At 45.0% G+C, this 23,808-nt stretch carries 20 protein-coding genes and 8 tRNA genes; 1 reads left to right on the top strand and 27 read right to left on the bottom strand.

All coding sequences use genetic code 11. The features are described from left to right. Positions 1 to 6 precede the first annotated feature (6 nt). The 17 genes from rapZ to hprK all read right to left on the bottom strand — a co-directional run bounded on the left by rapZ (position 7) and on the right by hprK (position 17,830). A complete protein-coding gene (gene rapZ, locus NQ117_RS14380; RefSeq protein ID WP_028594380.1) occupies positions 7 to 903 on the bottom strand; it encodes an RNase adapter RapZ in 897 nt (298 codons plus the stop codon). Between the two features lie 96 nt (positions 904 to 999). After that, positions 1,000 to 1,953 carry an ROK family glucokinase gene (locus NQ117_RS14375; protein ID WP_258278730.1) on the bottom strand — a complete coding sequence of 318 codons (954 nt, stop codon included), beginning with the start codon at positions 1,951 to 1,953 and terminating at the stop codon, positions 1,000 to 1,002. A gap of 197 nt (positions 1,954 to 2,150) precedes the next feature. Then, positions 2,151 to 3,110, bottom strand: coding sequence for a thioredoxin-disulfide reductase (trxB, locus tag NQ117_RS14370; RefSeq protein ID WP_375163079.1), 960 nt, complete (start codon positions 3,108 to 3,110; stop codon positions 2,151 to 2,153). 133 nt (positions 3,111 to 3,243) lie between these two features. After that, entirely contained in the window at positions 3,244 to 5,148 is a 1,905-nt protein-coding gene (locus NQ117_RS14365) for a tetratricopeptide repeat protein (RefSeq protein WP_258278729.1), read from the bottom strand. Positions 5,149 to 5,521: 373 nt separating this feature from the next. Further along, entirely contained in the window at positions 5,522 to 6,307 is a 786-nt protein-coding gene (hisIE, locus tag NQ117_RS14360) for a bifunctional phosphoribosyl-AMP cyclohydrolase/phosphoribosyl-ATP diphosphatase HisIE (protein WP_258278728.1), read from the bottom strand. Then, positions 6,304 to 7,062 carry an imidazole glycerol phosphate synthase subunit HisF gene (gene hisF / locus NQ117_RS14355; RefSeq protein WP_258278727.1) on the bottom strand — a complete coding sequence of 253 codons (759 nt, stop codon included), beginning with the start codon at positions 7,060 to 7,062 and terminating at the stop codon, positions 6,304 to 6,306. The genes hisIE and hisF overlap by 4 nt, the downstream gene beginning before the upstream one ends. Before the next feature lie 120 nt (positions 7,063 to 7,182). Continuing rightward, on the bottom strand, positions 7,183 to 7,911 hold the full coding sequence (gene hisA, locus NQ117_RS14350) for a 1-(5-phosphoribosyl)-5-[(5-phosphoribosylamino)methylideneamino]imidazole-4-carboxamide isomerase (RefSeq protein WP_258278726.1): 729 nt from the start codon (positions 7,909 to 7,911) through the stop codon (positions 7,183 to 7,185). Positions 7,912 to 7,963: 52 nt separating this feature from the next. Then, positions 7,964 to 8,596 carry an imidazole glycerol phosphate synthase subunit HisH gene (gene hisH / locus NQ117_RS14345; RefSeq protein ID WP_258278725.1) on the bottom strand — a complete coding sequence of 211 codons (633 nt, stop codon included), beginning with the start codon at positions 8,594 to 8,596 and terminating at the stop codon, positions 7,964 to 7,966. A gap of 3 nt (positions 8,597 to 8,599) precedes the next feature. Beyond that, entirely contained in the window at positions 8,600 to 9,223 is a 624-nt protein-coding gene (hisB, locus tag NQ117_RS14340; RefSeq protein ID WP_258278724.1) for an imidazoleglycerol-phosphate dehydratase HisB, read from the bottom strand. A 6-nt stretch (positions 9,224 to 9,229) separates the two neighbouring features. Next, complete coding sequence (gene hisD, locus NQ117_RS14335) at positions 9,230 to 10,534, bottom strand: histidinol dehydrogenase (protein ID WP_258278723.1); 1,305 nt, start codon at positions 10,532 to 10,534, stop codon at positions 9,230 to 9,232. Positions 10,535 to 10,701: 167 nt separating this feature from the next. Then, positions 10,702 to 11,340, bottom strand: coding sequence for an ATP phosphoribosyltransferase (hisG, locus tag NQ117_RS14330; RefSeq protein WP_144992810.1), 639 nt, complete (start codon positions 11,338 to 11,340; stop codon positions 10,702 to 10,704). A gap of 27 nt (positions 11,341 to 11,367) precedes the next feature. Then, entirely contained in the window at positions 11,368 to 12,582 is a 1,215-nt protein-coding gene (locus tag NQ117_RS14325) for an ATP phosphoribosyltransferase regulatory subunit (protein ID WP_258278722.1), read from the bottom strand. Between the two features lie 385 nt (positions 12,583 to 12,967). Beyond that, positions 12,968 to 14,221, bottom strand: a complete 1,254-nt coding sequence (locus NQ117_RS14320; RefSeq protein WP_258278721.1) for a polysaccharide deacetylase family protein — start codon at positions 14,219 to 14,221, stop codon at positions 12,968 to 12,970. Between the two features lie 193 nt (positions 14,222 to 14,414). Next, positions 14,415 to 14,990, bottom strand: a complete 576-nt coding sequence (locus NQ117_RS14315; RefSeq protein WP_258278720.1) for an acyltransferase — start codon at positions 14,988 to 14,990, stop codon at positions 14,415 to 14,417. Then, entirely contained in the window at positions 14,977 to 15,639 is a 663-nt protein-coding gene (gene ppaX / locus NQ117_RS14310; RefSeq protein WP_258278719.1) for a pyrophosphatase PpaX, read from the bottom strand. The genes NQ117_RS14315 and ppaX overlap by 14 nt, the downstream gene beginning before the upstream one ends. Before the next feature lie 123 nt (positions 15,640 to 15,762). Beyond that, entirely contained in the window at positions 15,763 to 16,797 is a 1,035-nt protein-coding gene (lgt, locus tag NQ117_RS14305) for a prolipoprotein diacylglyceryl transferase (RefSeq protein WP_258278718.1), read from the bottom strand. 94 nt (positions 16,798 to 16,891) lie between these two features. Next, positions 16,892 to 17,830, bottom strand: a complete 939-nt coding sequence (gene hprK / locus NQ117_RS14300) for an HPr(Ser) kinase/phosphatase (RefSeq protein WP_258278717.1) — start codon at positions 17,828 to 17,830, stop codon at positions 16,892 to 16,894. Positions 17,831 to 18,274: 444 nt separating this feature from the next. On the opposite strand from hprK, the gene NQ117_RS14295 reads away from it, so the two are divergent. Then, on the top strand, positions 18,275 to 20,071 hold the full coding sequence (locus NQ117_RS14295; RefSeq protein ID WP_258278716.1) for a carbohydrate-binding protein: 1,797 nt from the start codon (positions 18,275 to 18,277) through the stop codon (positions 20,069 to 20,071). A 170-nt stretch (positions 20,072 to 20,241) separates the two neighbouring features. Here NQ117_RS14295 and NQ117_RS14290 read toward each other — a convergent pair whose 3' ends face one another. The 10 genes from NQ117_RS14290 to NQ117_RS14245 form a co-directional block, all read right to left on the bottom strand. Next, positions 20,242 to 21,363, bottom strand: a complete 1,122-nt coding sequence (locus NQ117_RS14290) for an ABC transporter ATP-binding protein (RefSeq protein WP_258278715.1) — start codon at positions 21,361 to 21,363, stop codon at positions 20,242 to 20,244. 198 nt (positions 21,364 to 21,561) lie between these two features. Next, positions 21,562 to 22,689: a PucR family transcriptional regulator gene (locus tag NQ117_RS14285; protein WP_258278714.1), complete on the bottom strand. Its 1,128-nt coding sequence runs from the start codon at positions 22,687 to 22,689 to the stop codon at positions 21,562 to 21,564. 215 nt (positions 22,690 to 22,904) lie between these two features. Then, positions 22,905 to 22,980, bottom strand: a tRNA-Lys gene (locus NQ117_RS14280). Between the two features lie 5 nt (positions 22,981 to 22,985). Beyond that, positions 22,986 to 23,071: transfer RNA gene (locus tag NQ117_RS14275), tRNA-Tyr, on the bottom strand. Positions 23,072 to 23,081: 10 nt separating this feature from the next. Next, positions 23,082 to 23,157 (bottom strand) — tRNA-Phe (locus NQ117_RS14270). Between the two features lie 50 nt (positions 23,158 to 23,207). Next, positions 23,208 to 23,284 (bottom strand) — tRNA-Asp (locus NQ117_RS14265). Between the two features lie 9 nt (positions 23,285 to 23,293). Next, positions 23,294 to 23,369 (bottom strand) — tRNA-Thr (locus tag NQ117_RS14260). Between the two features lie 6 nt (positions 23,370 to 23,375). Beyond that, positions 23,376 to 23,451, bottom strand: a tRNA-Val gene (locus NQ117_RS14255). Positions 23,452 to 23,473: 22 nt separating this feature from the next. Continuing rightward, positions 23,474 to 23,550: transfer RNA gene (locus NQ117_RS14250), tRNA-Met, on the bottom strand. A gap of 29 nt (positions 23,551 to 23,579) precedes the next feature. Then, positions 23,580 to 23,668, bottom strand: a tRNA-Ser gene (locus NQ117_RS14245). Positions 23,669 to 23,808 lie beyond the last annotated feature (140 nt).

Here is a 23,808-nt window from a genome sequence, read left to right as displayed (position 1 = left end):
CTCCTGTTAGTGACGATCCCTCTCAGAGTCACGATGGCTCACACGTACGACTTCCGTATCACTTGAACCAATCATGCGTCCCAAGTACTCGGCTATAGCCACTGAACGATGTTTGCCGCCTGTGCAGCCAATACCGATGACTACTTGTCCCTTACCTTCTTTCTGATACTGTGGAATTAAGAAATTAAGCATATCCAACAGCTTCTGAAGAAAAGCTTGGGTCTCAGGCCATTTCATCACATAATCGTACACTTCAGCATCCTGCCCCGTTCTAGGGCGAAGAGCATCTACATAATGAGGATTGGGTAAAAATCGCACGTCAAATATGAGGTCTGCATCTATTGGCACTCCATACTTAAATCCGAACGAAGTTACGTTAATCGGCATAATTTGCTGGTTAGTATGGTTGAAGCGCGAAATAATGCGCTCTTTAAGCTGTGCAGGCTTCAAGTTGCTAGTATCGATGACTTGCGTCGCCCAACCCTTCAATTCTTCGAGTAATTTGCGTTCCTGATGAATACCATCAAGCGGCATACCATCTGGAGCAAGGGGATGACGACGACGACTTTCCTTGTATCGACGTACAAGCACGCCATCGGTTGCATCCAAAAATAAGATTTCACAACTAATCGTATAATGATCACGAATATGATTTAATGATTCCGATAATGCTGTAAAGAACTCTCGTCCGCGCAAGTCGATAACGAGTGCAACCTTACCAATCTTTCCTTTTGATTGCTCGATAAGTTCTGCAAATTTCGGAATTAAGACAGGGGGCAGATTATCTACACAAAAGAAGCCCAAATCTTCTAAGCTCTGCACTGCGATCGTCTTTCCTGCACCAGACATGCCGGTAATAATGACTAGCTTCGCTAACGCAGATGTTTCCGTTGATTCATTCATCGTTCGTCCCCTCCTTGTCCGAATCGATTACGAACCGAAACTGATTCAACTCGTACCTATAGCCTGCAAAATCGAATTCAACTGCAAGACAACACACTATGAACGAATAAACAATCCGGCTGCGCCGATCATTCCTGCATCGTTTCCTAGTTGAGCTGCTTCGATGGTAACACCAAGCGTAACAGGCTCAGGTGACATTTTCATAAATGACTCACGGATCTGCTCGAATAAGAATTCGCCCGCTTTAGATACGCCGCCGCCGATAATAAAGCGCTGCGGGTTCAATGTCACTGCTACAGCAGCCATCGATTTGCCAATGTAGTAAGCAGCACGACTTACGATGCGAATTGCCACTTCGTCTCCTGCTTTAGCAGCATCGAATACATCTTTTGCTGTAATAGCTTCTTCCAGCAAGGACAAGGATGTCCGATCTCCACGTTCAACTGCATCCTTAGCCATTCGAATAATGCCTGTTGCGGAAGACACCGTCTCCAAGCATCCCATCTTGCCGCAGCCGCATTGAATCGCTTCCAAATCTGGAATAACCGACATATGTCCAAGTTCTCCAGCAAGGCCGTTAAATCCCTGTACAATCTTGCCATCGATAATGATTCCGCCGCCTACACCTGTTCCAAGCGTATAACACACGCAGAAATCGATACCTTTGCCTGCTCCGCTCCACACTTCACCCAATGCCGCTACATTCGCGTCATTGTCAATTTTAATAGGCTTGCCCAAGCGTTCTTCTAATATGGAACGAATCGGCACATCCTTAAATCCTACATTGGGCGCTAGCAAGATAACGCCTTCCTTCACATTCGTGAACCCAGCAACACCTGCGCCGACTCCAGCAACCTGACTCCAATCGTAGGATGATTCCTCTACGATATGACGAACATATTTCTCGATGTTATCGATTACCGCTTCAGGACCTTTCGACACTTCGGTTGGACCCTCAAAAACTTGCAATAGATTTCCTTCTGCACTTACGAGTCCGACCTTAATTGCCGTTCCTCCCAAATCGACACCCACGTAGATTTGCTCAGACATGCGTCATCCACCTTTTATTTATAATCGTATGGTACTTCTGTACCCAATATACGCGAACCCACTAGTGAGGTCAAGAGAACCCGCTAGCTGAACGCATAGAGACGGAGCCACTATGACTCCGTCTAAACTTGATTGTCATCCCTGAATGAAAAGCCTATCTATAACATAAATATTACCTGTTAATGCTAGTTATGCCATTACAAGCTTTTGCTCCAGTCATGTACCATATTGCCCTCAAGATACTTCTCGCAATCCAAAGCAGCCTGACATCCTGTTCCCGCAGCCGTAATCGCTTGACGATACTTCGTATCGAACACATCGCCTGCAGCAAAAATACCTGGAACGCTAGTTTCTGTCGTTCCTGGAGTAACAACGATATAGCCGTTCTCATCAAGATTCACATGGCCACGCAAGAAGTCCGTGTTCGGCTTATGACCAATCGCTACGAATAGGCCATCTGTCTCGATAACGCGCTCTTCACCTGTCTCGTTGTCTTTAACACGAAGGCCTGTGACACCCATTCCCGTAGCTTCTACTTCGATTGGTGTAACGTTGAGATCCCAGCTAATTTTGCTGTTTTCACGAGCACGATCCTGCATAATTTTAGATGCGCGCAGTTCATTACGACGGTGTACCAATGTTACACCAGAGCCGAAGCGAGTTAAGAAATTAGCTTCTTCCATAGCGGAATCTCCACCACCAACAACGACGATCTTTTTATTGCGGAAGAAGAAACCGTCACATGTTGCACATGCACTAACCCCTTTACCTAAGTTCTCCTGCTCGCCAGGAATGTTCATATATTTAGCAGAAGCACCTGTCGCTACAATGACAGACTCCGCAACAATCTCGCCAATTCCTTCAACTTGCAGCTTAAATGGACGCTCAGACACGTCTACGCCTGTAACCCAGCCTGTTTTAAAAGTCGTCCCGAAACGTTCAGCTTGCTTGCGCATATTGTCCATCAATTCTGGACCCATAATGCCCTCTGGGAAGCCAGGGAAGTTCTCTACATCTGTCGTTGTAGTCAACTGTCCGCCTGGTTGAGGACCTTCGATTACGAGCGGCTCCATGTTGGCACGTGCCAAGTAGATAGCTGCCGTATAACCAGCAGGACCTGTTCCGATTACGACAACTTTGTGTATTTTTTTCTCCATTGTAACTTCCTCCTATAAAACATAATGACTTTCCTATGAGAGTTTTTTTATTAAAATAGTATTCTTATAGAGCTCAATATGTGGAGCACATACATGTGCTTGATCCAGTAGATTGCATTTCTCCGTAAGTTAACTACTGCGTAACATTCATAGTATCCATTTCGCATACTTCATCCATACGCTTCACATGCTTGCTTATTGTAGCTGAAGATGTCCCATATCGCTCCGCCAATTGTTCCAAAGTAACATCGCATTGGTAAAGCTTCGCTACTCGGTACTCTAGGGCTGCAGACCACGCTTCCGCTTTTTGAAGTCGAGGGACGTCAGGATATAGCTGCGTAAGGAACTCAATCCACATCGTCTCAACATCATGCAGCATAAATATATTATATCGTCCCTGCATGTGTGACTCTGTAGCTGTGAGAACCTTCTGCCATACCTCTTTCCACTCTGGCAGATGATTAGCTAAATGGTTGTTCGACTGGCTAAGCTCTTCGCCTTTCAGCTCGAATTGAATCGGTCCTTCAACGCCCATCTTGCGCAGCATATAAAAGGCAACCTGCTTCAAGTATAGTTCTTGTGCCGGATCAAGCAACAAGTTATGCAGCGCTTCCTTTGCTTCTTCATCATGAAGCAAGTGAATCGCCTGCAATGCTTGAAGCTTCGTCCCTGTTTCACCAAAGCGCAACGCCCAGAACAAGGAGGAACGTACGAGCGGATCAGTCTTCAACTGCTGCTCCCAAGCTGTTTCAAGTGCAGCTGTATCATCCTGCCCAACAGGCTGCAATCCCTCTGACGACTTGAACGGTAACGTATTCATCTGGCGCTTCAGCTGCTGCTCTTGTCGGCGTCTTTCTTCCTCATATGGAATACGATAATGATAGCTTGGCATAGGCTCTAACTTGCCGTCCACTACTTGCTGCAACTGCTCAATATAATAAGCAGCTACACCTGATTCATTATCCAATCTTCGACATGTAGCCCACCAACGCCCAGCCTCATCAAAACGATTCACGTGGCATGCTGCTACTGCTGCGTAATGATATACACTCGCATCGCTAACTGCCCCTTTCACTATGATTCGCTTCAAATGACGATAAGCTTCGCTATGCTCACCTAAACTGCCCATCGTTGTAGCCAGCTTAAATGCGTGCTCTTGATGAAATGGCTCCGTCTTAGATAGAACTTGCACTAGATCAGCTACACGAGCATCATTACCCGCATGTTTTTCAAAAATAACAAGATTGCACAGTGCATGCAGATTCCCGCTATCTCGTTCTAGTACATTTTCCAATGTGCTGACAGCCTCGTCAAAGCGCCCCATATAGTAATAAGCAAGGGCTAAATTGTTCCAAGCCGCTAGATAATCTGGATCCTGCTCCAAAACTTCAAGCAGCATTCGTTCCGCTTCAGTGAACTTGCCTTCTTCTAATAAAGCACGAGCTCGTTCATGGCTGATCTCAGACTCATTCTCAGAGTCGAGGTTCTCTTGCTCCTCAACCACATCGTCTTCCATTTCTTTGGACGAAAATGATTCAGATAGCTGCGCTTTTTTTCCTTTAAGACGCTCAGCTTTAGATAGTACAGGCTGATTAGAATGACTCATATCATTCATCAGCATGTGCAGCATCTCTTCTGCTTCCTCCGCGTAAGCTCCATACGGATCTTGCTTCAAATATTGCCGCAGCAACGCTTCTGCCTGTTCAAACTCCTCCAGATAAGCGCAATTATTTGCCATATAGTAAAAACAATCTGTCATTTCAGGCTCAACATGATAGATGACATGTTCAAGGATTTGATTGGATTCCTCAAATTGTCCGCTCTCAGCAAGAACACCTGCAAGATTACATTGATGTATAGGGTTGTTTGGTTCACATTGAACGGCCTTACGGAAATATGTTAACGCCTTGTCGTAACGCAGCCGCTCTAACGCCTTCATTCCACGTTCCGCATACGCTGCGCCATCCACCGGAAACGCAACAATCTTCGCAGTAGATACAAGGTCAGTTCCGGTTGATTGTGGCTTATTATCTGCCATCGCCAAGGCACCTCCTAACTGTAACTAGTGTTAATTTGGATAGTACAATCTCCAGTATAACACAACGACAGTTATTTCCCTTAATTACTGTAAGGGAACAGAAAGGACGGCACATCCCCCCTTTACATCACTTCATCAAGACAACGACTATCAGTTAACTGACACATGCTACTTATACTTATTTTTAATTTATAATCATTATCATCATTATACCCCCTTACCCTATATTTTCGCAATCGGTCATTTAAGGATTTTAGAGATAAAAAAACACAGATCCACTTTTAGCCGTTTTCGAACGACAAGAGGTCTGTGTTTGTTACATAACTTATAAGTAATGACTACCATAATTACTTCCTTTTACTCAACTTATTCTTTATTCCTTCACTTTACCCAAATCATTATAAGTATCACGACGAGGCTTGGCATGCCGATGGGATATTTCAGACAATACTTTATCGAAGCTCACTTTACGATCTTGCAGCAGCACAAGCAAATGGAACATCAAATCGCACACTTCACTAGTCAGCTCTTTGGTCTCATTATTTTTAGCTGCAATAATGACTTCGGCTGCTTCCTCACCGATTTTTTTCAATATTTTGTCGAGTCCTTGATTGAACAAATACGTCGTATATGCTCCTTCTGGACGTTCACGCTCCCGTTCCGCAATCGTTAGAGCCAATTGTTCTAGAACATGAACAGATTCCTCATCAACAGCATCGGCTACAACTGGTTGGGCATGTACCTTTTGCAACTTATCGAGTACTTCCTGCTCGTCTGCAGCCTGCTTCTCTTTACCTGAATCCTTCTGTTCGTTCTCATCAAAGCAAGTATACGTCCCTGTATGACAAGCTGGCCCATTCGGATTTACTTGGATGAGCAGCGTGTCACGATCACAGTCTACAGCAAGCTCCACAATACGCTGCGTATTCCCGGAAGTAGCTCCTTTATGCCACAGCTCTTGCCTAGAACGGCTCCAGAAAACAGTCTCTCCTCGCTCCAATGACAACTGCAACGATTCACGATTCATGTACGCCATCATCAGTACGGCTTTTGTTTCTTCATCTTGTACAATGGCAGGCAGAAGACCTTGCTCATTCCAACGAAGGGATTGTACCCAAGCCTCATTATCTTCAATTAAAGTTAAATGCTGAAACTTCATCGTACTGTCACTCCCTTTTCACGCAAGCGTCCTTTCACTTGTGCAATCGAGATCTCCTTGTAATGGAAAATAGATGCCGCCAAGGCTGCATCAGCTCCACCCGAGGTTAACACTTCATCGAAATGCTCCACTGCACCTGCTCCACCAGAAGCAATAACCGGAATGGTAACAGCTTGCGAGACTGCCTGAGTAAGTTTCACATCAAAGCCATCCTTCGTGCCATCTGCATCCATGCTCGTTAACAGCAGTTCTCCGGCTCCGAGCTGAGCAGCCTCCTGCGCCCATGAAATTGCTCGGATTCCAGTTGGCGTCCGTCCGCCATGTGTGTACACTTCCCAGTCCTGCCATTCCTCATTGAACCTTGCATCAATTGCCACAACGATACACTGACTGCCGAACCGCTTTGCACCTTCAGCAATAAGCTCTGGCCTACGCACTGCAGCCGTATTAATTCCAATCTTATCTGCACCTGCCCGCAACAAACGCATCATATCGTCTGTCGTCGAAATGCCGCCTCCTACAGTGAATGGAATCGAGATACTTCCTGCTGTTTCGCGTACAACATCAATCATCGTCGCTCTACCCTCTACAGAGGCTGATATATCTAAAAAAACAAGCTCATCTGCACCCTCTGCATCATATAACGCGGCTAATTGTACTGGATCTCCTGCATCTCGCAGCTGAACAAAGTTAACGCCCTTTACAACACGACCGTCCTTTACGTCCAGGCAAGGTATAATTCGCTTCGCTAACATCGCCCGCTCCTTCTCCCTTCTAAGAACAGCAATTCAACAATTGTATGGTTAATTCTTCATCTATCTAACAAGCAACTTCCATTAATGTTTCGTATTCATCGCTTATCCATCTTGGACAACTTACACCTTCAACGCTTGCGATAAATCCACCGCACCTGTGTATAATGCCTTGCCGATAATTGCGCCGCTCACACCTTCATTAGCAAATGCGGCAAGTGCCTCAACATCGGTCAAGCTGCTTACCCCACCCGATGCAATAACTTGTTGCCCAGATGCACGTGCAAGCTCCACGATAGCATCGACATTTGGCCCTTGCATCATGCCATCACGCGAAATATCTGTGAAAATAAAGGTTTCTGCTCCTTCGCCAGCAAGTTCCTGGGCCAAATCCACCGCACGAACAGTAGAAGTCTCCAACCATCCACGTGTCGCAACATAACCATCGCGCGCATCCAGTCCAATTGCAATTTGACTGCCATAACGTTTCAGTACGCTCTGCACAAATACGCGATCCTCGATTGCAGCCGTTCCAAGGATAACTCGACGGACACCAAGTTCTAGCAAACGTTCCACGTCTGCTTCCGTGCGCAAGCCTCCCCCTACCTGTACGGGAATATTTACAGACTGCGCAATCTCGCCGATAACTGCATCATTGATCGGCTTACCTTCCTTAGCTCCGTCCAAGTCAACCAAATGAATCCATGAGGCGCCCTCTGCTTTCCATCTTAGCGCCACTTCAGCCGGATGCTCATTGTAAACCGTCTCTTGTCCGTAATCCCCTTGTACAAGACGCACGCACTTCCCAGCGCGAATATCAATCGCAGGATAAATCGTAAATGCAGCAGACATTTTTGCTCCTCCTCGCCTCTTAGCCTCTTAATCTATTCGCTCACTTCATCCATTACTTATTTGAAATAGACACAGCTACAACTTTCGTTAAAAATTGTTCCAGCAACTTTAGACCGAGCGACCCGCTCTTTTCAGGATGGAACTGCATTCCATACACATTATCGCGGACAACTATGGCAGTCACTTCACGATCAGCATATTCGGTTGTAGCCAATAGATCCGAAGGCTCCTCAACTTCTACATGATAGGAATGTACAAAGTACACATAATCCTCAGCCAGCTCTTTCACAAGAGTGTGCTCGGGATTTTTCCAGTTCAATGAGTTCCAGCCCATATGCGGCACTTTATAGCCGGATTGCGGAAATCTCACTACTCTGCCAGGCAGCAGCCCTAGCCCTTTATGCTGACCATACTCCTCACTGCTATCAAACAGCAATTGCATACCAAGGCAGATGCCAAGCAAAGGCTTACCCTGCAGCACGAGTTTACGCAACTCCTCACCTAGACCCGTTGCTTGCAGCGCATCCATCGCGTCCCCAAATGCCCCGACACCAGGCAAAATAATGCCAGTCGCACTATGCAATTGCTCGGCTTCGGATACAATGGTCGCCTCCCTGCCTAGGCGCTCTATCGCTTTGCTGACACTATGCAAGTTGCCCATGCCATAGTCGACAATTGCAATCATGTGCTACAGCACCCCTTTCGTGGAAGGTACACCCTTCACACGCGGATCAATAGAGGTTGCCTCATCAAGCGCTCGTCCAAGCGCTTTGAATACCGCTTCAATCATATGATGCGTATTGTGGCCGTAATGAACGATTACGTGTAAAGTCATTCTCGCCTCCAGTGCCAGCTTCCACAGAAACTCGTGCACCAGCTCTGTCTGAAACGTACCCACTTGAGCAGATGGATACTGCGCACGATACTCCAAGTGTGGACGATTGCTTAAATCAATTACAACTTGAGCCAACGCTTCATCCATAGGCACAAATACCGAAGCATAACGCTTAATGCCACGCTTATCACCAAGTGCCTTCAACAAAGCTTGACCAAGGCAAATTCCGATGTCCTCTACAGTGTGGTGGTCATCAATTTCGATGTCACCTTTTGCTTGCACACTAAGATCAAACTGACCATGTTTCGTAAACAGATCAAGCATATGGTTTAAAAAAGGTACACCTGTATTGAAGTCACTTTTACCGTCCCCGTCGACAGCCAATTGCAACTTAATATCCGTCTCATTTGTAACTCGTTCAATAGATGCTGTACGTTGACGCTCTACCGTCTCGGCTCCTGATACAGATTGACTCATCGTCCCTCACCCCTGTGACTTATTTTCGGATTGCTCCTGTTTCAATCGAATTTCAATAGCACGTGCATGTGCCTCTAATCCTTCATGACGAGCAATCGTCATAATTTTCTCCCCGTGCTGCAAGAGTGCTTCTTTGCTGTAACGAATCAAGCTAGATTTCTTCAAGAACATATCCACGTCTACAGGCGAGGAGAAGCGCGCAGTTCCATTTGTAGGGATTATATGGTTAGGTCCTGCGAAATAATCTCCAACAGGCTCTGAGCTATATGGCCCAATAAAAATAGCTCCTGCGTTCTCAATACGCCCAATCCATTCCATTGGATCTTCCGTCATAATCTCTAAATGCTCGGGTGCCAATTCATTTACGAAGTCTACTCCTTGATCTAAGTCGTCGACCACAATAATCGCGCCGTGCTGCTCAATCGACTGTGCAGCAATTGCTTGCCGCGGCAGCGAAGCTAGCTGAGAAATTACCTCGGCCTGTACACGCACTGCCAACTCTGGACAGCTCGTCACCAGTACAGCCGACGACATTTCATCATGCTCTGCCTGCGACAGCAGGTCAGCCGCTATATAAGCGGCATTGGCACTGCCGTCAGCCAATACTACAATTTCCGAAGGCCCTGCCATACTATCGATATCGACCGCGCCGTATACTTCTCGCTTCGCCAACGCGACGTAAATATTACCGGGGCCGCATATTTTATCGACTCGAGCGATAGAGTCTGTGCCATAGGCAAGAGCAGCAATCGCCTGCGCGCCGCCGACGCGATACATCTCCTTCACCCCTGCCTCAGCAGCCGCGACCCGAATATAGGGGTCAATCCCTGCAACGCCGCCAGTAGCCGGCGGGGTGACCATCACAATCTCCTTTACCCCGGCAACCTGTGCGGGGATTACATTCATAAGCACGGAAGAAGGATACGCCGCCTTCCCTCCTGGAACATAAACACCGACACGCTTCAGCGGCTTAATAATTTGCCCCAGCATCGTTCCGTCTGGTTGAACATCCATCCAGGACGTTCTTTTCTGCTTTTCGTGAAAGGTGCGAATGTTTGCCGATGCTTCACGAATGGCCTGAACGAACGAAGGCTCGACCGCAGCGTAAGCAGCCTGAATTTCCGCCTCACTTACTCGTAGCTGCTCTGCACTAAGCACCATCTTATCGAACTGCTCCGTATAACGCAGCAGCCCATCATCGCCGTGCTTGCGCACGTCTTGAATAACTCGCTTTACAACTGCCACTTGCTCTGCTGTTCCATAGTCTACTTCCCGCTCCAGCCGGAATTCACTGGCTTTAACAATCCGCATCCTTCTTTCCCTCCCCACATGTAAACCCCTTAAACAGAGGCCTCCCTGCTCCATTTCACAGTAACGACCCGTTCACCTTCAGTAGCTGAATTGCCTAGACGACGCCTAATCAAATACCTACTCAGTCATTGCAAAATGTTATATTTAAACCATTAACATAACGGAAACTATCCTTTAACCTGTACATTGCGATGCACCTGCAGCCGATCACACAACTGCTGAATCGCTTCGTTTTTCATCCGATAGCTGACTCGATTGGCAATAAGTCGACTTGTGATGCCGAACATTTCTTCTAACTCAATAAGTCCATTTTCTTGTAACGTCTTGCCTGTCTCCACCATATCAACAATCCGATCCGCTAGTCCGATAAGTGGTGCCAACTCGATGGAGCCATTCAGCTTAATCACTTCGACCTGCTGCCCACGCTCACGAAAGTATTGAGAAGCAACATTCGGGTATTTCGTAGCAACGCGAGGATTCGTTAACGGCTTCCAATCAGGCAGGCCAATTACGGACATCCGACAGCGAGCAATTCCCAAATCAAGCAACTCGTACACGTCTCGTTTTTCTTCTAACAACACATCTTTGCCTACAATTCCAATATCCGCTGCACCATATTCTACATAGGTAGGTACATCTACCGGCTTTGCCATTATGAATTGCATCTTCACCTCAGGAATATCAATAATCAACTTACGAGACTGATCCTCGTCCTCAGGTACGAGCAGCCCCGCTTCGCGAAATAAGGTCGAAGCCTGTTTGTAGATGCGCCCCTTTGGCATCGCTACCTTCAACCAATCATTCATAACGCTCTCCCTTTCTTACCTGAAAAGTTAGCTAACTACACAATCAGCAAACGTCAATACACGTTTCAAGCGACGACCATTCCAATGCAACGCTTCTTTGTTCTGCTGCCCTACTTCTGCGAGTTGTTCTTCCCCTTCTACCCGGCGAGTAATAACACATGCCCCTTCATTACGTAATCGAATTGCCTCTGCAATCGCTTCAGATCGATGGCTATCGTCATACTGTACTAAAATGGGGAAATCCTCATTCTCCGCTTGCAGTTCGATCATATCCAGCATTCTCGTCGTCTTAATGGCAAATCCAGTAGCAGGTGCGGGACGACCAAATTGCTGCAAGAGATTGTCATAGCGCCCCCCGCTCATAACAGGCGAACCAAGATCCGCTGCATACCCCTCAAATATAGTCCCTGTATAATAAGTAAAGTCACCGACCATTGTCAGATCGAGCATTAAATGAGAATCAACACCGTAAGACTCCAGCACGCTCCATAGTTGCTCAAGATGATGAAGCGCTGAATGAGCCGCAGGCTCTGTAGGTACAAGTTGACGGGCCTGCTCAATAACATCTCGTTTGCCGCGCAGTCGAAGCACAGCTTCCAATTTTTCGATACGCTCTGCTTCAATAGACAGCGTCTGGATGTGTTCTCGATAGCCAACAACATCCCGCTGCAACAGACATTGCTTTAAATACTGCTGAACTTCAACATTGCCAGGCAGCAAATGCTCAAACAAGGCATGCAAGAAGCCATGATGCCCGATTGCCACTTGAAATGCCTCGATCCCTATTGATTGCAAGCAAGCAATGGACAACGCAATCACTTCTGCATCTGCTTCAGCAGAACTATCGCCAATCAGCTCAGCGCCTGTTTGATAGAACTCAGCTTCACGGCCAGCCTCTTCTTCCATGGAACGAAATACATTCGCATGATAAGACAATCTAATCGGAAGCGGCTCATCTACCAGTAACGATGAGACTACACGTGCAATAGGTGCTGTCAGGTCCGACCGCAGCACCATCGTCGTGCCTCGTTGATTTAATAATTTAAACAATTTATGATCGGATGTTGAACTTGCCGTTCCGACCGTATCATAGAACTCCATCGTAGGTGTAATGAGCTGAGCATACCCCCAACGTGACATACAATGAAGGGTTTGTTGCTCCATATAGCGCAGCTTCTGCACCATCTCGGGTAAATAATCTCGTACACCAGAAGGCTTCTCAAACATTTTAGGCTTCGTCATACGCTTCACCGCCGTTCATTCAATCCCTACTTTGATCAGGATTTCAGGCTGGATCTCTATCATTCTCTGAGTCGCCACGATCCTTTAGTGGGTTAATGTACTACCAAGTTAATTTATTAGCAAACAAAAGGAAATTATCGATAATCTTATCACTTTCCCTATGTACCGTCAATCCTTTCCAAGCACAAATTTTACCTATTGTCGACCGTTCTCGTTGTGCTGCTAGTAGCCCATAGTCCGGATCTATTTCACTACTATAAAAAAAGAATCAACCATATCGATTGATTCTTTTCGCTTACGTTTTTAAATAACTCGTACTTATTTTTCAATATACCGATTGACTAGAAACTCATCCATGCTAATTATCTGTCAGACCCCATCTTATCTACCGTGAAATACGCTTATCATCAGATGACAGCGACAATGTAATCGTTCGGCCTTTATGATCGATGGATGGTTGTATATTTAGCAGATCCACAACTTCATTCATCGGAACAAACACCTGATTGTTCTGTATGATAGGAGATTGTTTAAAAACAATTCTTTCACGGCTTACACTGTTCCGCCATACCATATTCCGCTTGTCATCTGCACGTTCTTCCCCACGATGTGCCATCCGTTCAATTAACTCATTTACCTCAATCTTTTGATCGCCACCATTAATTCGATATCCATTCCGCTGCTCGCGGTTATTAATGCCAGGCTTAACCGTGAAAGATATATCGATACCAAGCTGTTTACATATGTTTAGTACATCCTTATTGTAAGCTCCGTATGGAAAAGCAATGATGCTTTTTGTATTGCCTAGTTCTTGCTTCAATTTCTGTTCTGCCATAAGCAAATCCTGCTTTACGCGAGCTAAATATTCACTGCGTGTTTCTACACGCTTCAACTCCTCACGATACATCGGACGAATGAGCATAGGACGCTCCTTTGTCCTTTCCTTATTCATTGGAGCATATTTGTGAGAATCGTATGTATGACTGTAAAAGCTCATCCCTGCTTTCTTCATCTCGCGCATTTGTTCCCACGTCAGCTTTTTTACACTGCCAATTTCGTCATTCTCAATCGTATTTACGATAACGAAATTCGTAGCATTGATGCCGTACCTCTTCAAAATGGGAAACACATCGGTGTAAAACGAAGCATATCCATCATCAAAAGTTAATAATACTGCATTGGGTGGAACCGGCTTATTATGCAGCATGTAGTCTATGTACTGATCTATCGTTATAAACTCAAATCCTGCTCGCAACACTTCTTGAATTTGTACTTCAAATTGTCCTGGTGTAATCACCCATGATCGTCTAGGCTTTGATGTAATGTGGTGATACATTAACACGACAACCTCATCCCGATAATAGATAGGTTTTTCGACCCTTTGTAATCCCTTTTCATCAGCCGTATACATACGCAACATTTCGCCATCATCCGTCTTTATCGTTTGAATCCCAAAGGCTTGCAGCAGTAATCGAGAAGAGATATACCATTCATCTTCCCTTTGTATTGCCTTACCCGCTGCATGATTTAGGCCAGAGAGCTCAACGTTATACTCTGTGTAGGCTTTCAGGGGAGGCGTACACCCAATAGCCAATAGTATAAAGATCAGGAGCACAGCGACGACATACTTCATCTTCATCTTCTCAAACTTCCTCATTTTCTCTCTTATTCAGCAATATATAAAATTTACCACAATACATCATTAGATTTCGAGTGTATTTTATAATTGCTATTTATCATATTGAAAAAATAACCAAGCTATTCATCATCAACGATGTGACTATAAATGAAAAGCACAAAAAAGACGCTTGCTTACGCAAACGCCTTTTGTATCATACTGATTCAACTGTGTGTTTTTGGGCAGAAGTCCTATCTGTTAATTCCGTGGATTTATTCTGTTCAACGGATGCCTCTAGTCCCTGCGCAGCCGCTTCACGAATCACCCGTATCGGATTGCCTCCAACCATTTGACCTGGAAGAACATCTTTATGGACAACGGATCCTGCTGCTACAACAGCGTTGTCACCAATTGTTACACCCGGTAAAATGGTACAATTGGCACCAATCATCACGTTGTCACCAATCCGTACGTCTCCAAGGCGATACTCTTTTATCAAATACTCATGAGCTAATATCGTCGTATTATATCCGATGATTGAATTGCGACCTACATAAATACGCTCAGGGAAAAATACATCTACCATCACCATTAATCCAAATGCAGAATGCTGACCAACCTTCATTCTCAGCATACGACGATAAATACTATTTTTGAGCGGCAAAATAGGGCAATATCTCGCCAATTGAATGAAAATAAAGTTCTTAACGCCCTTCCACGGACTAACCGTACGATAAATATGCCACAAGCTGTTAGGACCTTCTACTGGATAACGCTCAACGTTTCTCACCTGCGTTACGCTCCAATCCAACAAGCGCATATAAGTCGCGCATGTCATGAATGATATGACGCGGTTCGTACTTTCTGAGTTCGGCTTCTCCCTTTAAAGACCAAGCTACACCACAAGAAATGGCTCCCGCTGCATTTGCAGACTGGATATCAGCAGGGCTATCGCCCACCATTATCGTAGTCGCGGGATCAGCTCCCAATGCTTCGATCGCCATTAAGACCGGCTCAGGATGAGGTTTCGCATGCGTAACGTCCTGTACGGTTACAACGGTACCCATCTTGTCCCATAACTCGAACATGCGAAGCACACGGCCAGTAGATTCACGCACTTTGGTCGTCACTACGCCAAGCTGAATACCCGCTTCTGCCAGTGTATGGACGACCTCATTTACATGCGGAAATGGTTTGACCATCTCGTCATGACGAGAACGGTTATACGTTCGATAGGCCGTTACATAGTCACTTACATCATCCTGCTTCGTGAAGATTTGAAGCTGCTGCTCAAGCGTCAATCCCATACTAGGGATGACATGCTCTCTGTTGAACGGAGCCGGTACGACATCTTTCAGGATTTCAATAAATGTCTCAATAATGAGCTCATTCGTATCGATAATCGTACCATCCAAATCAAACAGAACTGTTCGTATCATGCTGCTTCATTCTCCTTTTTTACTACATTGCTGCAATTGATTTCGCTGCTATATTCTCTCCAATAGAGCCCATTAGATGAGCCTACTGAAACATCTATTTCACTTACACGTCTTGCACTTTCATTATTGTTTCTGATCATCTTTTTGTTTTTTTTTATTTACCTTATCTTCTGTAACTGCATGAGCCGTCTTTGCAGCTGCTGACTTGTCTGCAACTGCGCTAGTTGCTGCATCTACCTTCGTCGAAACAATTGGATCAAGATAGCGCGCTTGAGCACGCCCTGTCACACGACGGAAGATAATGAATACAATACCGACGAGAACAAGTAGTACTGCTATCAATTGTGAAATACGGATGTTCCCGTAGTTCGGATCAAGATAACCAGCCTCGAATATCGCTGTCATTGGCTGCCACAATGTATTCATGATTGAAGACATCCACTCAGAGCCTTGGTAAGCAAGACTGTCCGTACGCAAGCCCTCAATGAAGAAGCGGCCGATTGAGTACCACATTAAATAACCAATAAAGATCTCGCCCGCTCTTACAAAACGAAGACGACGAATACCCAATATAAGCAGTACACCTACGATGTTCCATATGGATTCATATAGAAACGTTGGATGGTGGAACGTCCCTTGGACATTCATCTGATTAACAATAAAGTTGGGTAAGTTCAGGGTGTCGCGTAAGAACGTTTCGGAAACCGGACCGCCATACGCTTCCTGATTCATAAAGTTCCCCCAACGTCCAATTGCCTGTCCAAGCAACAGCCCTGGAGCACAAATATCCGCAATACGCCAGAAATTATATCCTTTGCGACGCACATAAATAATCGCACATATAACAGCACCTATCAACGCGCCGTATATTGCAATACCGCCTTCCCATATCGCAAATACTTTGATCGGATCGTGTTTGTACTCATCCCATTTAAACGCCACATAATAGGCTCTTGCACCGACCAAGGCCGATGGAACACCAATCAGCAGTAAATCCATAAAGAAATCTTGAGGAATTTTAAATCTCTTACCTTCTTGCATAGCAATTAATAAGCCTGCCAGAGCTGCCGAACCCAAAATTAAGCCATACCAGTATACCGAAAGTGGTCCGAGCTTAAAGGCAATTGGATCCAGCAGTGTTGATGCGATCGTATCCATTGTTCACTCTCCCTCGCTTCAGTTCCTTACACATTACTTCGATTACTTTTCAAATATGAATACTCGTTAATACCACTATACTCATCCTAAACGATCAATCAAAGTCATCACTATCTTCATTAATTTGCTCTGTCAGTTTGTTGGTAAACTGCAGCGCTGCATTGTAGCCCATGCGCTTTAAGCGGTAATTCATCGCTGCCACTTCAATAATAACAGCTAAGTTGCGCCCTGGGCGAACGGGAATCGTAACGAGCGGCACATCGGTATCCAAAATTCGTGTCGTCTCCTCATCTAGCCCGAGACGATCATATTGTTTATCCTGCTGCCATGTTTCCAGCCTAATAACAACGCTAATCCGCTTGTTGTTGCGAACCGCCCCTGCCCCAAACAGCGTCATTACATTAATAATTCCGATTCCGCGAATTTCTAGTAAATGACGGATCAAATCTGGAGCTGTACCATGCAGCTGATTATCAGATGTCTGATGAATTTCTACTGCATCGTCCGCTACAAGACGGTGACTGCGCTTCACCAGCTCAAGCGCTGTTTCACTTTTACCAATTCCACTTCCGCCCGTAATAAGCATACCAACACCATAGACGTCGACCAAAACACCATGAATCGTTGCCGTTGGCGCCAACTTTCTTTCAAGGAAGCTCGTAATTCGGCTTACTAAGGTCGTTGATGCAAGCGGAGAACGCAGCAATGGAACCTCGTTCTGTTCGCAAATTTGCACGAGCTCGGTTGGCACATCCAGACCACGTGTAATAATGATACTCGGTATTTCTGGAGATATAAATCTTCTTAACCGTTCTAATCTTGTTTCTTCTGATAACGTTTCTAAAAAAGTAAGCTCTGTTTTGCCCATCAACTGTATACGCTCAGTTGGATGATAATCAAAATACCCTGCAATTTCCAATCCAGGGCGATGCAAATCATCCACCGTGATAAGGCGCTTCATGCCTTGTTCACCAGCAAGCACTTCCATTTGGAATTGTTCTACTAGCTCAGACACTTTCACCTTTTTAGCCATCGTCTTTCACTCCTTATCTCCTGCTCAACATCTATACAACTTGAACGAAATACTTATTTCTGATCACAGAAATTAAATTGTTTTAGTATAACTAACCATTTCGCCCAATAGGTAAAGTTGTGAGCCCTATCTGGTATGTATGATCTTATCTTATAATTCATACAAGCTTTCTTAAGTAGCAACTATTAGCTGTCAATGTAACCATCGTAATGGAAAATAGCATTGAAATCAACGCATACCCCAACATACACTTCCTACGTAAGCCCTATTTTTCAGATATTTGCAGGATCAAACATCACAAATCACGAATCCATCTATGCCCTGGGCTGAATGAAAGGTGGTGAGCGCACGAGAAAGGGATTATAACCTGACTCCTTGTTTGTACGAACAGAAGGGATCATTATCGAATTTTTCCCTGATTTCAATTTACGAAGGAGGTTTGTTATGTATTCATCTATCTATCGCCGATCGATTCGGCCACTGTCTGTTATGCTCGTCGCTGTACTTTTCGTTTTGCTGATCCCTTTTCAGGCTTTCGGTGCATCAGCGTGGGCGCCTAATACCGCTTATCAAAAGGGAGCCATCGTCACGTATCAAAATGTCAATTACGAATGTACACAGACACACACCTCATTAAATGGTTGGGAGCCGCCTAACGTACCCGCCCTATGGAAACAGTCAAATTCACCTGTTGATACTACTCCACCAACCGCACCTTCATCACTCGTATCACCTGTGCAAACAACCACAACGATTACACTCGCTTGGCAAGCCTCAACTGATAATATAGGTGTACAGCAATACCGTATTTACAGTGGCACAACACAAGTGGGGACCGCTACTAGCTCACCTCATCAAATAACTGGATTATCCCCTAATACCCTATACTCATACACCGTCAGGGCCGCAGATGCTGCTGGCAATGTATCCGCTGATAGCAACACGATTCAAGTACGCACAGCTGTGCCAGTCGTGGACAATCAACCGCCTACCGTTCCAACTAATTTACGCAGCACCAATACCACAAATTCCACAATCAGTCTTGCCTGGGATGCAAGCCAAGATAACATTGGCGTCAGTCAATATGAAGTGATCGTTAACGGACAGGTTGCAGGCACATCTGCGCAAACGACTTTTACGATCACTGGACTTGCCGCTAGCACCACTTATGCCATTGCCGTCCGCGCTGTAGATGAAGCAAATAATCGCTCTGCTAACAGCACAATCGCTTCTATTACAACAAAGGATACGGCTGCTGTAGCAGGCAAAGTTCTGGTTGGATATTGGCACAACTTCAACAACGGCTCTACAAATATTCGCTTACGAGACATTTCTCCCAACTTTGATGTGATTAATGTAGCGTTCGCTGAGCCAATCGGGGATCGCGCCACAATGGCATTCACACCTTACAATGCCACTAAAGAACAATTCAAGGCCGATATTGCTGAACTCCGCTCAAAAGGAAAGAAAGTTCAGATTTCGATCGGCGGTGCAGAAGGCACGGTTGAACTGAATACAGAAGCAGACAAGCAAAACTTCATTCGCACCATGAATGCGATTATTACGGAATATAAATTCGACGGACTGGATATCGACCTAGAAGGTAGCTCTCTTGCCCTTGCTGGAGGGGATACCAACTTCCGAAATCCGACTACACCAAAGATTGTCAATCTTATAGCTGCAGTAAGAGAAATTCTATCCACAAAAAGCGCTGCTTTCCAACTAACAATGGCTCCTGAGACAGCGTATGTCCAAGGAGGCCTAGTTGCTTATGGCGGTCCATGGGGTGCTTATCTGCCTGTCATTCATGCATTTAAGGATCGGATGAATTTTATTCACGTGCAGCACTATAATACAGGTTCCATGACAGCTTTAGATGGCCGCTCTTATTCCCAAGGCACAACAGATTTTCAAGTTGCAATGGCTGAGATGCTGCTAGCTGGCTTCCCTATTGGCAACAACCCGAACAATATGTTTCCTGCCTTGCGTGAAGATCAAGTTGCTATTGGGCTTCCTGCCAATCAAAGCGCTGCTGGCGGGGGCTACACCAATCCGGCAGATATCGACAAGGCCTTGAAATACATTACAAAAGGCATTAGCTATGGCGGTAGTTATGTATTAAGAAAGCCAACAGGCTATCCTGGCTTCCGTGGTGTTATGACTTGGTCAATTAACTGGGATAAAGTAGCTAACTTCGGCTTCTCTAATCCAGTACGTTCTTCCTTGAACTCATTAAATTAACTATCCAAGATCCCTAATAATTAATTAAACAAGTCCAGCCTCTATTTCATTCAGCCTCTGGCAGGTATGGTCTTCCCTTTTATCGCCTGTTCTATTTTTCATTTCTCTAAATTGGCACAATTAAAAGAGAGCCCAGAGTGTTCGCACACCTTGGGCTCTACCTTATATAATTAGTTTTCGAAAACGTTCAATTCGGACTCTTTATCGAACATATGAACTTTGTTCATATCGATAGCCAACTTCACTGTTTGGCCTTCTTGAACATTAGAACGACCGTCTACACGACCAATAACATTATCAGTGCCAATGCCTTTCAAATACAATAGCATTTCATGACCCAAGTTCTCTGTTACGTCGATATTAGCTGTGAAGATACTGTTTGGAGAAGCTTCCAAGAATACAGGCTCTTCATGAATATCTTCTGGACGAATACCAAGAATAACTTCTTTGCCGATATAGTTTTTATCTTTCAAGCCTTGTGCTTTGCCCGCAGGGATTACAACATTCAAGCCATCAGTCTTGAAGCGAATCTCACCAGACTCTTCACTTAGCTTACCGTGGATAAAGTTCATTGTTGGAGAGCCCATGAAGCCTGCAACGAACAAGTTCACCGGATGATTGTACAATTGATCTGGAGAAGCAGCTTGTTGAATAAAGCCGTCCTTCATAACAACGATACGGTCACCCATTGTCATCGCTTCGATTTGGTCATGCGTTACATAGATAACTGTCGTCTCAAGACGTTTAGCCAACTTTGTAATTTCAGAGCGCATTTGACCACGAAGTTTCGCATCCAAGTTGGAAAGTGGTTCGTCCATCAAGAATACTTGTGGGTTACGAACGATTGCACGACCAAGTGCAACACGTTGACGCTGACCACCGGAAAGAGCTTTTGGCTTACGCTCTAGCAAATGCTCGATATCAAGAATACGAGCAGCTTCTTTAACTTGCTTATCGATCTCGTCCTTAGGAACTTTACGAAGTTTAAGACCGAAAGCCATGTTTTGATACACGTTCATATGTGGATACAAAGCGTAAGATTGGAATACCATGGCGATATCGCGATCTTTAGGTGCAACATCGTTCACCAGCTTATCACCGATATAAAGTTGTCCTTCAGAGATCTCTTCAAGACCTGCGATCATACGAAGCGTTGTGGACTTACCACAACCGGATGGACCTACCAATACAAGGAACTCTTTGTCCTTAATATCAAGGTTAACATCTATAACGGTCGGCTTATCAGACCCCGGATATTTTTTATATACATGTTCTAAACGTACGCCTGCCATGTTTATTTCCTCCTTACGATTGTCAATGTAATCGGTTTCTTACTATATTACTATCATAATTCACAGCCGGGCCGTTGACTATAGTCAACGTGCACAAAAAAGTACCCCTAACTATCCATCGCTCATTGGATACATTCACAAAAATGAAGGCGATTACAAATCATATTTGTACAAAATGTATATACACATACTTCAAAACTATTGCGAATGAGCCACCTTATACAGTAACAGTACAAGCTTTATAAGTACCGCGTCTGAGAATGCGCGAATATCGAGTCCTGTTTCCTGCTTAATTTTATCAAGTCGATACAACAACGTATTACGATGAATATATAAACGCTTTGCAGTTTCACTAACACTACAATTTTGTTGAAAAAACATTTCCAGGGTTGCCATCGTTTCTGCATCATGGAAAACTTCGGCCTTCTTCACAATTCGCTTTAAATATTCAGCTCGTACATGATCAGGAATACTGTACGCCAGATGCTCTATGTGCAGCTCCCAAGGCAAATGGATATGCTCCGTTAGATGGAAGGTACGTCCTAAAAATATCGTTTCCCTCATATGAGCTACTGTAGCAGGAATACCCTTTTGACCAACAAAGGAGTAATTCACAGTCATATGGCTTTCGCCGATCCATTCAGCAGTTAATAGTTCATGCAGCCCTAGGCAATATGAAGTTAATAGCTCTTCCTGAGATTCGCCGCTATCAACATCGTCCTCTAATTCCGCAGTTGTTAGCGCCAACGGGACAAGAATCAACCATTCCTGCTCCGATAAGGGGATAAGAAATGTAAGGCCATCAAAATAAGAATCTACTAACTTTTTCAGCTGTTGATAGCGCGGACCTTCCCGATGAATATGTTCCGTAACAAGAAGGAACGGCGTAATCATACCTGAAAGCTCTTTATTCCAAGGAATATATTCAGGAATTTCTACCTTCCAATCTCGCTCATGAATAGAAGACAAAATCCATGAACCGACTTGTTGAGCTTCTTGCTCTTCACTCGCGGTTAGCAAACTTTGCTCAAGCTTTTCACCATGTTCTACCATGAGAACAAGCTCAATCCACTGCTGCTCCTGAATACTTAATGAACTGGATTCCAACTTCATTAAAGTAGTTTGTTCGCTGCCCATCTCCCAAAGTAAGTACCAATCATCATCACTCTGATGCATAACAACTCCTGAAGGAGAAATTGTATGAATATCTGCAATGGAAGATCGGGTCCATTCCCTCCATACGGAGGTTGGGACAGACACCAGTTCCAAGGTTTTACCGAGTATACGTTCGATATGCAACTGCAAAGATGGCTTCTCTATCATCATACGATCACTCCGCCCATTCTTCCTGTTCTATCTATATCTAATTTCATTGTAGCATATCAAGTACCCAGTATTCATACATCTTCACGCTTCCCATTTAGGTTAAACCCACAGACACATTTTTAGTATGTATAGTCAATATAATAACAACCATAAAAAATTTTAAAAATAAACACAAAAAAACTTCAGTTATTCACTGAAGTTGTTAATGATAAAACTGGTGAGCCATGTAGGACTCGAACCTACGACACCCTGATTAAAAGTCAGGTGCTCTACCAACTGAGCTAATGGCTCGTAAATGGTGGAGGATGATGGATTCGAACCACCGAACCCGGATGGGAGCAGATTTACAGTCTGATGCGTTTGGCCACTTCGCTAATCCTCCATATTTACAATGGTGGTTCGGGACGGAATCGAACCGCCGACACGAGGATTTTCAGTCCTCTGCTCTACCGACTGAGCTACCGAACCATAATATGCAATTTTCTTAAACACCACTTCCCTTATGATAAGGGATGTAATGGCGGAGCTGACGGGATTCGAACCCGCGGTCTCCTGCGTGACAGGCAGGCATGTTAGGCCTCTACACCACAGCTCCGTATTACAATGGTGCCGGCGATAGGAGTCGAACCCACGACCTACTGATTACAAGTCAGCCGCTCTACCAACTGAGCTACACCGGCATATTATGGTGGACGCTGACGGGATCGAACCGCCGACCCTCTGCTTGTAAGGCAGATGCTCTCCCAGCTGAGCTAAGCGTCCATGTTTTTCAAAAAAGGTAATATGGTAGCGGCGGAGGGGATCGAACCCCCGACCTCACGGGTATGAACCGTACGCTCTAGCCAGCTGAGCTACACCGCCATATCATTATTATATCAATTAAAATTCACTGGCGGAGAGAGAGGGATTCGAACCCTCGCGGCTGTAACACCCTAACGCTTTAGCAAAGCGTCCCCTTCGGCCTCTTGGGTATCTCCCCATAAATAGATAAGGATTAATTAAGGCTTGTCCACCGTATTATACGTGAATCTTAGTTGAAAATCAAGGTTATACCTTGAAAACTGATCGCAAAGTGATTAAAACGCTTCTTGTATATTCATTAGGATAAGCCCTCGACCT

Origin of the sequence: Paenibacillus sp. SC116 (genome assembly GCF_024733555.1) — a bacterium.
GTDB lineage: Bacteria > Bacillota > Bacilli > Paenibacillales > Paenibacillaceae > Paenibacillus_B.
Note: the sequence above shows the minus strand (reverse complement) of the source record. Positions and strands in the feature narration are given on the sequence as shown.